The 4,127-nt window shown below is 68.2% G+C and carries 5 protein-coding genes; all 5 read right to left on the bottom strand.

The annotated features are described in order from the left end of the window. A partial coding sequence (locus tag B3446_RS13380) for a dihydrodipicolinate synthase family protein (protein ID WP_291381692.1) occupies positions 1-352 on the bottom strand: 352 nt, incomplete at its 3' end. Positions 353-355: 3 nt separating this feature from the next. Next, positions 356-682: a hypothetical protein gene (locus B3446_RS13375; protein WP_291381690.1), complete on the bottom strand. Its 327-nt coding sequence runs from the start codon at positions 680-682 to the stop codon at positions 356-358. A gap of 139 nt (positions 683-821) precedes the next feature. Beyond that, positions 822-1,583: a TorF family putative porin gene (locus B3446_RS13370; RefSeq protein ID WP_291381688.1), complete on the bottom strand. Its 762-nt coding sequence runs from the start codon at positions 1,581-1,583 to the stop codon at positions 822-824. A 160-nt stretch (positions 1,584-1,743) separates the two neighbouring features. Continuing rightward, on the bottom strand, positions 1,744-2,436 hold the full coding sequence (gene kdpE, locus B3446_RS13365) for a two-component system response regulator KdpE (RefSeq protein ID WP_191577692.1): 693 nt from the start codon (positions 2,434-2,436) through the stop codon (positions 1,744-1,746). A 9-nt stretch (positions 2,437-2,445) separates the two neighbouring features. Beyond that, positions 2,446-4,127 (bottom strand): DUF4118 domain-containing protein (locus B3446_RS13360; protein WP_291381685.1); only part of this gene is annotated, 1,682 nt, incomplete at its 5' end.

The following is a 4,127-nucleotide window of genomic DNA, read 5'->3' as shown; positions in this document are numbered from 1 at the left end:
CGTGTGAGGGCCCCAGATGGTAGGGGGGGGGACCCGGGTGGCGGGGGGGCGGGTAGCGGTCCAGCCGGCGCACTGCGGCGGCCACGCCCCGCGTGTCGACGCCGCCCACGCCCAGCGCCAGCGGCAGCGCACGCGCGTCGCTGGCGATGGCTTCGATCATGTCGGTCTTCTCGGGCATGCTGAGCAGGTTGCCCTCGCCGGTGGAGCCAAAGAGGACCAGGCCGGCGATGCCGGCGTTGCGGTAGTAGCGGGCCAGCGCCTGCGCGGCGTCCAGGTCCACATGGCCGCCTCGCAGGGGTGTCACCATCGGCAGCCACAGGCCTTCGAAGGCGGGTTTGGCAAGGGTGTCCATGGCTCAACGCTCCGTGATGGCGGCGGCCGGGCGCGCCGGACCGAATTCAGCGCAGGGCAGGCCGCGCATGATCGCGGCCATCATGGCGTCCAGTTCGCCGCGTTCGCATTGCAGTTCGAGCGTGCTTTGGGCGTGCGCATGGTCGACCGACAGCAGGTAGATCCCGATGCGATCGCCCAGTGCGCGGTGCAAGGCCAGCCGCACGTTCAAAGCGTCCAGCGTATCGATGCGCACGGTCAGCGCAATCAGGCTGCATTGCGGCTGTGGCGCGGGCTGGCCAGCGGGGGCGGCGTCGATGGGAGCCTGGCGGCGGTGCGGTCGGGGAATCATGGCGGTGTGGGGGCGGGGCCGAAGACGGAGACCCGCGAATCCGGTGGTTGACGACGATTCCACTATAGGAATGCCGCCGTAAATCCTGCCGATAAATGCGGGGGCGCCGTATAAAAACGGCATCAACGCCCGCCGCCTTTCAGAACGTCTTGGTCAGGGACAGGAGGGCCGTGGCGCGGCCTATGTCGCGGCCGCGCGTGTTGGTGTAGACGGCGCGGTCGGCGTTGGTGTCCAGATAGGCCAGCGAGACCGACAGCCCCTGGCCGAAGTCCTTGGTCACGCCCAGCTTCCAGTCGGTGTAGGAGCCGTTATCCACGTTGCGCACGATCTGGCGGCCCGCATGAACGTTGACGACAAGACCCCAGACGCCGGTATCGAAGTTGCCCGACAGGTCGAAGTATTGGCTGTACTTGCTGTCGGCAAAGCCGAACAGGTTGGTCAGCGCGAGGGAGTACTTCAACATCACCGGGCCGTAGCCGATGCCGGCGTAGAGTTCGGTCGTGTCGGGGCTGGTGTAGCCGGACGGATAGTCGCCCGGGTAGTAGTACTGCAAGACACCCAGGTCAACGGGCACGCTGTCCGTGAGGTTGCCCCTGTAGCCGCCGTAGAAGTCCATCTCGACGGGCGCGGACACGTCGCGGTTGCTGTCGTTCAGCCAGCTGATGCTGGAGTTCCAATTGCCCAGGTAGAAGCCGCTGGCGTGCGTGAGATCGAAGCCGCCCTGGATGGCGGGCTGGTTGTTGGTTTGCATGAGGCCGCGATAGCGGTACTGGCTGGCCAGCGTGACGTTGGCCGTCAGCGAGTACGGCGATGCGGCATCGGCGGCGTTGGGGGCGTCGGCGGCCTGCGCCATGGGAATGAGGGAAAGCAGCGCCAGCGCGGCGAGGGGGGTGCGGGGCATGTGAAGCCTCCTGGTGTTGAGCGGACCGCAACAATAGGAGGATCGGCATAAAGCGCGAGACAAGACTCGCGGCCTGCGCGTAAAGGGCGCATCAAAAAGCGGGCTTCAAAAGGCGGGCTTTGAAATGACGTCTATCGAAGCCGGCGTTGAACGCGTCTGCTCAGCCCGCGAAGCGATAACCTACCCCGATCTCCGTCAGCAGGAACACCGGTTGCGCCGGGTCGGCCTCGAGCTTCTGGCGCAGATGGCCCATGTAGATCCGCAGGTAGTGATTGCTTTCGACGTGGGACGGGCCCCACACCTGCCGCAGCAGCTCGCGGTGCGTCATGACCTTGCCGCGATGAGCCAGCAGGGCGGCAAGCAGGCGGTACTCCATGGCGGTCAGGTGCACGTGCTGGCCCGCACGCTCGACCACGCGCCGCGAGAAGTCCACGCGCACGTCGCCAAACGCGATTTCGGCGGCGTGGCCCGCACCGCCTCGGCCATGCCGGCGCAGCAACACGCGCAGGCGCGCCAGCAGTTCACTCACGCCGAAAGGCTTGGCCAGGTAATCGTCGGCCCCCGCGTCCAGCGCCGCCACCTTGTCGGCCTCGGCACTACGCGCGGACAGCACCAGCACCGGCACTTCGGTCCAGCCGCGCAGCTCGCGGATCAGGGTCATGCCGTCGTCGTCGGGTAGGCCAAGGTCGAGCACGATCGCGTCCGGCTGGCGGGTGCCGGCCTCGATCAGGCCGCGTTTGACCGTGTCGGCCTCGTGCACCACGCAGCCTTCGCTTTCCAGCGCCTGGCGGACGAACCGCCGGATGTTGGCGTCGTCTTCGATGATGAGGACTATGGGCTGAAAATCGAACATGGCGCGGACTCAGGCGGTTTCGGGTTGGATCGGGGGCGGGGCGCCCAGCGGCAGGCTGAAGACGAACTGCGCGCCGCTGGCCTGGCCCGGCGCGTGTTCGACCCAGATGCGGCCGTGATGGGCGGCAACGATGGCTTCGCACACGGCCAGACCCAGGCCGACGCCGGGCGTGGCGGACTCGCGCTCGCCGCGCGTGAATTTTTCGAAGATGCGGCGTTCTGCGCCCGGCGCGACGCCGGGACCGTTGTCGGTGATGGCCACGCGCATTTCGGCCTTGTGCGGAACAGTCGTGTACGTTGCAGCCGCGTGCGTTTCAGCCGTTTGCACCTCGGCCTCGTGCATCCCGGCCGTGCGTATCCCGTCTTCATGCACGTAGGCGTGGACGCGCAACGTGCTGCCGGCCGGGGTGTACTTGGCGGCATTCTCCAGCAGGTTGCACAGCACGCGCTCGATCAGCACGCCGTCGCATTCCACCAGCGGCAGCGCCGACAGGGGCGAAACGTCGATCTTGCGGCCCGCCAGCGGTTCGCGCATGGCGGCCAGCGCGGCGCCAACCAGCTCCTCGATGGATTGCCACTCCATGCGCAGCGGCGCATCGCGGCTTTGCAGCCGCGCCATGTCCAGCAGGTTGACGACCAGCGCGTGCATGCGCAGCGCCTGATCGCGCATGGCGCGCACGGTGTCGCGCACGCTGTCGGGCAGCGCGTGCTGCTGGCGCATCAGCGTATCGGTCATGCCGACCAGGCTGGTCAGCGGCGTGCGCAGGTCGTGCGACACCGCGGCTAGCAGCGAGTTGCGCAGCTTTTCGGATTCCATGCTGACGACGGCCTGCTGCGCCACTTCGACGTAATGCAGGCGTTCCAGCGCAATGGCGATCAAGGTGGCGTAGGCCTCGACCTGGCGGCGTGTGTCGGGATTTGCGTAGAGGCTGCGGCGGGGTGCATCCAACACCAGCACGCCCCGAGTGCGCATGGGGGCCTTGAGCGGCAGGTACAGCAACGCGCTGTTCGACAGGGTGGCCGTGCCCGCGCCCGCGGGCTGGCCGTGGTCGTACACCCACTGCGCCAGCGCCGATTCCGGCGCGGGCGTTTGGTCGCTGGCGGGCGAGGCGAGTTTCAGGCGGTCATCCAGGCCCAGGATGTAGAGCGAGCAGCGTGCGCCGAACGTGGCATGCACGAACGAGCCAGCCAACGCGACGATCTGCTCGGGCAGCAGGGCGGACGATAGTTCGCGCGCGAACTCGTAGAGGCTGCGCGCATCGGCCTCGCGCTTGACCGAGGCCTGCGCCTGCAGCCGCAGGCCGGCCGTAAGTTGGCCGATCAGCAGCCCCACGCCCAGCAGCACGCCGAAGGTCAGCAGGTACTGCACGTCCGACACGGCGAACGACGACAGCGGCTGCACGAAGAAAAAGTCGAACAGTCCCACGCTGACGACGGACGCCAGCGCGGCCGGCCCGCGCCCGTGGCGCAGCGCCACTGCGGCCACCGCCAGCAGAAAGAGCATGACGATGTTGGTCTGGTGCAGCGTCGGGAACGCAAGCGCCGACAGCGCCGTGGCCACGGCGCAATAGCACAGCGCCCACGCATAACCCGCCAGCGGCCGTGCCCCGCGCTCGTCATCGGACGGGCGGGCGCGGCGTCCCAGCGTGAACGGGTCGCGTCCGGGCGGCGCCTGCGCGGGCAAGGGCGGCG

The organism is Achromobacter sp. UBA5777 (genome assembly GCF_002418565.1).
Classification (GTDB): domain Bacteria; phylum Pseudomonadota; class Gammaproteobacteria; order Burkholderiales; family Burkholderiaceae_B; genus Achromobacter; species Achromobacter animicus.
This window is presented reverse-complemented; position numbering and strand designations above follow the sequence as displayed.

Coding starts and splice junctions, on each gene's coding strand:
- B3446_RS13375 (WP_291381690.1), bottom strand. CDS start 682: ATGATTCCCCGACCGCACCGCCGCCAGGCTCCCATCGACGCCGCCCCC.
- B3446_RS13370 (WP_291381688.1), bottom strand. CDS start 1,583: ATGCCCCGCACCCCCCTCGCCGCGCTGGCGCTGCTTTCCCTCATTCCC.
- kdpE (WP_191577692.1), bottom strand. CDS start 2,436: ATGTTCGATTTTCAGCCCATAGTCCTCATCATCGAAGACGACGCCAAC.